The sequence below is a fragment of the Tunicatimonas sp. genome (assembly GCF_049647865.1).
In the GTDB taxonomy this organism is placed as follows: Bacteria; Bacteroidota; Bacteroidia; order Cytophagales; family Cyclobacteriaceae; genus Tunicatimonas.
In genome coordinates this window covers 1-5,145 of sequence record NZ_JBARYM010000231.1, presented here as the reverse complement: position 1 = coordinate 5,145, position 5,145 = coordinate 1, and the positions used below count along the sequence as shown (strand labels likewise).

The 5,145-nt window shown below is 39.1% G+C and carries 5 protein-coding genes and 1 pseudogene; 3 read left to right on the top strand and 3 right to left on the bottom strand.

All coding sequences use genetic code 11. The annotated features are described in order from the left end of the window. Positions 1-180: pseudogene (locus WBA23_RS07195) on the top strand (hypothetical protein); the annotation flags it as partial. On the opposite strand, the gene WBA23_RS07190 reads toward WBA23_RS07195, so the two are convergent. After that, positions 161-1,135: an ATP-binding cassette domain-containing protein gene (locus WBA23_RS07190; protein WP_424581592.1), complete on the bottom strand. Its 975-nt coding sequence runs from the start codon at positions 1,133-1,135 to the stop codon at positions 161-163. The pseudogene WBA23_RS07195 and the gene WBA23_RS07190 sit on opposite strands and share 20 nt — an antisense overlap. A 259-nt stretch (positions 1,136-1,394) precedes the next feature. Here WBA23_RS07190 and WBA23_RS07185 point away from each other — a divergent pair, with 259 nt between their 5' ends. Both WBA23_RS07185 and WBA23_RS07180 read left to right on the top strand, forming a co-directional pair. After that, on the top strand, positions 1,395-3,020 hold the full coding sequence (locus WBA23_RS07185) for a hypothetical protein (protein WP_424581590.1): 1,626 nt from the start codon (positions 1,395-1,397) through the stop codon (positions 3,018-3,020). Positions 3,021-3,040: 20 nt separating this feature from the next. After that, on the top strand, positions 3,041-4,369 hold the full coding sequence (locus WBA23_RS07180; RefSeq protein WP_424581588.1) for a DUF5723 family protein: 1,329 nt from the start codon (positions 3,041-3,043) through the stop codon (positions 4,367-4,369). Here the strand turns inward: WBA23_RS07180 and WBA23_RS07175 are convergent. Both WBA23_RS07175 and WBA23_RS07170 read right to left on the bottom strand, forming a co-directional pair. After that, positions 4,353-4,763 carry a hypothetical protein gene (locus WBA23_RS07175; RefSeq protein WP_424581586.1) on the bottom strand — a complete coding sequence of 137 codons (411 nt, stop codon included), beginning with the start codon at positions 4,761-4,763 and terminating at the stop codon, positions 4,353-4,355. The genes WBA23_RS07180 and WBA23_RS07175 overlap by 17 nt on opposite strands. Before the next feature lie 67 nt (positions 4,764-4,830). Next, positions 4,831-5,040 carry a hypothetical protein gene (locus tag WBA23_RS07170; RefSeq protein WP_424581585.1) on the bottom strand — a complete coding sequence of 70 codons (210 nt, stop codon included), beginning with the start codon at positions 5,038-5,040 and terminating at the stop codon, positions 4,831-4,833. Between the last annotated feature and the right edge of the window lie 105 nt (positions 5,041-5,145).

Here is a 5,145-nt window from a genome sequence, read left to right as displayed (position 1 = left end):
GACGATAAACCCCGAGTTGGAACTATTACTCATTTTGCTCAATCGGTTGTTCTTAAGCCACTATTTCGTAATGACAGTGTAAAGATTGGGGTAGTTATTCGCGACCGAGCGGGTAATGAAAGTAATATGTTTATTTCAGATGCAACCACATTAAAAGATATTACCCGACAGTCTGAGTAAAGTTGGTTTCTTTGAAGTGATAAAAGGCTTTAATCAGCATAGTAGAGTTTACCACTTTACCGACTGATTGACTATTGGTAATCATGATGTGAGGCAAATTTTCTCGCTCAATAACTTCTAAAGCCTCCCAAATACTCTTTTCCCATTCAACTTCAACTGCGTTATCTGCCTCACTACTTGTTGACTCTACCAAAGGGTAAACTTCTGATAGACGTACCACTCGCATTTCTAGCCGGAGACGTTGAGAATTGAAGAATTCTTTTACAAATATAGAAGAAGGCTGAAACAATAATTCCTTCGGAGTGCCTACCTGCTGTATTTGTCCGTGGTCCAGCAAACATATTGTGTCGGCTAAGGTAATAGCTTCAAAAACGTCGTGAGTAACAATTACTACCGTTTTATCTTTGAAAAGCTGTTTCTCTACTAACTCAACAATCAAATTCTGTTTAGTAATCGGGTCTAGTGCTCCGAAAGGTTCATCCATCAAAATTATTGGTGGATCGTTCGCTAAGGCTCGGGCAATTCCTACTCGCTGCTGCTGTCCCCCACTTAATTGATGTGGGTACCGCTCACCGTCTTCCTGATTTAGGCCTACTAAATTTAGCAGCTCGTCACTCCGCCTTTTTTTCTCACGCTCAGACCAGTTGTTGAGAGTTAGGGTAAGTTCAATATTACGGCGATTGGAATAGTGCGGAAAAAGACCCACCTGCTGAATCACGTACCCGATAGACTTTCGCAATTGCGTTAGGTTGCTTTTACCTACCTGCTTATCATTTATAAAAATATCTCCTGATGATGAAGGAATGAGATAGTTGATCATTTTAAGCAAAGTCGTTTTTCCTGATCCGCTCGTTCCGAGTAATACTAAGGTTTCCCCTTGGCCTACCTGTAAGGAAATACGGTCAAGTACACGCTTATTTCCATACTTCTTACTTACATCAGAAATAGTTATCATAAATAGTGCTTTCCTACGATATTAATCAACGGGATCATTAGAAATTAACAGAAAACGCCTAAAATGCTGTAAGTCAATAAAATAAGAGACTTGACACAAGAAAAATTATATTTATAGATATGAAAAATATTCAATAAAATATCGTATTATTTATAATATGATAGTTAACCCTACTTAGGTGGGGTAATAAAACTGAAGGGTTACTTTTTTACAAACAATTCTGAGTTCTTGCCAACAGGTTTTCCAAATAAAACAGGTTATGATAAAGAAGTCAAGAGTTGTTCTGTCAATCGGAGCTGGTCTGGTAGGAATATTAGGTATGAGCGGATGTTTGCCTGATGAAGATTTTAGCGATGTAAAGATAAAAGCACCCTCGCCTCAGGTTTCATTACCACTCTTTAATACCACATTAACGGTAGAAGATATGTTGCAGGCGGGTGAAGAAGGGCGCCTGCAAAAGAATGCTGATAAGTCTTATAGCTTATTTTACCAGAGTAGCATACAGTCAGAGCGGGTTAAGGACTATTTTCCTGAAATTCCTAATCAACAATTTACCGAATCATATTCACTGGGTTTTGATTCACCTACTTTCTCACTAACCGGAGCGCCACCCGCAACTTTTGAAGGTACGATCCCTTTTGATCTCAATGAATTAACTATTTATAGTATTGAGAGTGGCGGGGGAATACTAGCGGTAACCATTCAATCAGATTATCAGCATGACTTAGAAGTTGAAGCCTCTTTTCCCAATATTGTCAGCCCGAATGGCGAGAACTTAACTTTAAGCTTTATCCTACCTTACTGGAACGGCGAAGGTATCAGTAAAGAGACAATTGATCTTTCCGGCTATAAAATTAACTTAGACGATAGTGAGATAGGTTTTAATTTACAGGTGAGCATTGCCGGTACGGGACAACCAATCAGTTCTAACGATGAACTCAATTTTGATTTTTCAATCGATAACCTAGCGTTCAAATACCTATCGGGTAATTTCACTGATATCCAAGTGCCAGTTGGCGCAGATACACTAAGCATTCCTGCTTTCTCAGGAGTAGTAGATGGTACTATTGCTACAAACCCTAGCATGTCTTTTTCTTTCTCAAACTCCTACGGAGTGCCTATTTCTCCTGATTTCAGCCAATTGTATATTGAACGGGTAGATAAAACCGTAGTAAGGCTTCAAGATGAGGAAGGCTTTAATTTCTTTAAAGGGGGCTTTACTTTCCCTTACTTAAAGGTGCGTTCTACAGAACCCAAAGTAGATACTTACCAGATAAATGGTGAAACGTCAAATATCGACAAGGCATTCAGTAATATTCCCACTGCGTTGGCTTATGGCTTCGGCTTTGGGCTAAATAGTAGTGACATAGATACCAGTTTTATTAGTGATGAAAGTCAGATTGGGGTAGATCTTATTTTAGAAATGCCCCTAGAAGCTGGATTTGACATTACACTGGAAGACTCCATAGAAGTTTCTTTTAGTGAACTAGAAGATGTTGAAGAACTCAAGCTGCTACTCAAAACGGAGAACGACTTCCCAATTAATGCTAACCTCCAAGTATATTTTCTCGATAACGAAGGCAGCATTATAAAAAACGCAGATGGAGAGGAGATACGGCTATTTGAAGAGGAAGACAAATTTCTGGTAGCTGCGGAAGTAGTAAACTCAGCTACAGGAGAAACGGTACCGGCTAATACCGATTTACCTACAACAGCTACTATTGATAGAGATAAGTTTGAAAAAGTCCGCGATGCTAGCCACATGCTGGTTCGTGCTCAATTTAATAGTATAAGCGATGTGAGTAACAACCGAATTAAGCTCTACTCATTTTACTCTATTCGCTTTAGCCTTGCTACTCAAATCAAGGCTTCTATTGATTCATAATAAGCTTGAACCACATTCAGATGAAAAATAAATACACTTCAGTTATTATTCTGGGAGTTATGCTACTTACTACTCCTGGATTTGCCCAGCAAGAATTTACCTTGCACTTATTGGATAATGTATATCAGGCAGCTCATACAAATCCAGCATTTAGAACCCGAAATAGTAGCGTAAATATTACGATATTTTCTTCAGCTCACCTTTCGCTAAAGAACTCTGGGTTTACCTATAATCAGTTAGCCGCCAATATTGAGGAAGATGAAACCGGGCAGCGCATACTCGATCTGGAACAACTGTACAACGATCTGGACTTGAACGGAAGAGATTTTCTTCACTTTAACGCTAATGTTGATTTATTTGCGCTGTCCTTTAAAGCGGGAAAGAACCGTTTTTCTCTAAATGTTACCGAGCATATTATGGGAAGACAACGATACGATGCAAGCATTTTTCAGTTTGCAGTCGAGGGAAACGTGCCGGGGCAAACGCTACAATTTGGCAATTTTGAAACCGACGCTATTCATTATCGCGAAGTTGGCTTAGGATTTAATCGTTCTTTTTTAGAAGAAAATAAGCTAGTAGTGGGAACGCGCCTGAAAGCTTTGTTTGGCTTAGGCAACATTCAAACTCAGTATGCTGATGTTTCGCTAACTACGGGCACTGAACAGGAATTGTATGCTCTAACAACGAATGCTAATATTCGCTTGAATACTTCAGGAACTACGTTATTTGAGGAAGATCAAGAAGCGTATATCTATAATATGCAAAACACTGGTTTTGGTATTGATTTGGGCGGTACTTACGAGCTAAATAATCAGCTATCTTTTAGTGCTTCAGTGATTAACCTGGGTATGATTTCTTGGAGAGAAGACGCAAAGTCTTATTCCTCGGAAGGTACATTCACTTTTACTGGAGTCGAAAACGATAATCTGCTTACCGAGGGTTTTGATATTGATATAGAGCAACTTACAGATTCTATTGCCGATATCTTTGAACTTGAAGAAGAGAAAACGCAGTATTCAACAGGTTTGCCCACACAGGTATACCTTACGGGAAACTATCAGTTAGCTAGTCGCACTTCTGCATCAGCTACACTATACTCTGATTTTTATCAGTCGTTTCGGCGCGGATTTGCTTTAGGTATTCGACAGAATGTAGGAAAGTGGCTCCAAGCTGCAGCTACATATTCGGTACAAAACCGTTCGTTTAACAATCTGGGAGCCGGATTAGCAATAACGACCGGGCCTGGGGGAATTCAACTCTATTTTGCTACTGATAATATTATAGCATTAGCCAATGTAGGAAACGCAAGGGTGGCGAATATGAGAGCTGGTTTCAACTTCGTTTTCTAAAAAGGGCGTACAGTAAAGTGGCTCCTGCGGCAGCCGCTAAGATGTATAGTCCCGTCTTAATAGATGGAGTATTAGTAATTAATGGATAGGTTACTCGCTGGTAATTGATTCGAGGACGGGGAAATTTGCCTAATGTTATCCAAGGTTGATCAGCTACCTTCACTACCAAGGGTTGTTGATTCTGGTAGAATGTTCGGTTAGTTTTTACGACCGTGCTCCAATTAGATTTAAAAGGCAGTTTTGTGTTGATCAGTGAGAAAAAAGATTTTTCATTAGGAAAACTGACAACTAGACTTCCGTCAGAGTCATTGTTGATTCGAATATCGCCTTGCGGACCATTTACCGTAAGATCAGCTAATACACGAACGTTTTTTGAAGTAGAAGAGGAAGGCATAGTGTAAAAATGAAGTTGAAAAAATTAAAGTGAAAAGGAAGAGCAAACCCTTTTCACTTCATACTTACTAATCGTTTTTATTATCCGAAGTTCTTATCCGAATTGTTCCATTCATTTTCCAATGAGCGTGATCAGATGAGCCACCTTCATCGGCTTTACTAGGAACATATAGGTCAAAATCATCAAACTCATAAGTGATCTCAGCATCTCGTCCTGTTAATTTGTCATACAAGCCTATAGCTAATTCAGGCCAGGTTTTAGTTTCTTCTTGTGCCATTTCTTAAAAAATTAAGTGTGAAAATATAAAAAGCGTTGTTTACTGGTATAAAGTATAAACCTTCCAAAATGTTTAAGTACTCAGATGAATAGTTGAGATAAAAAG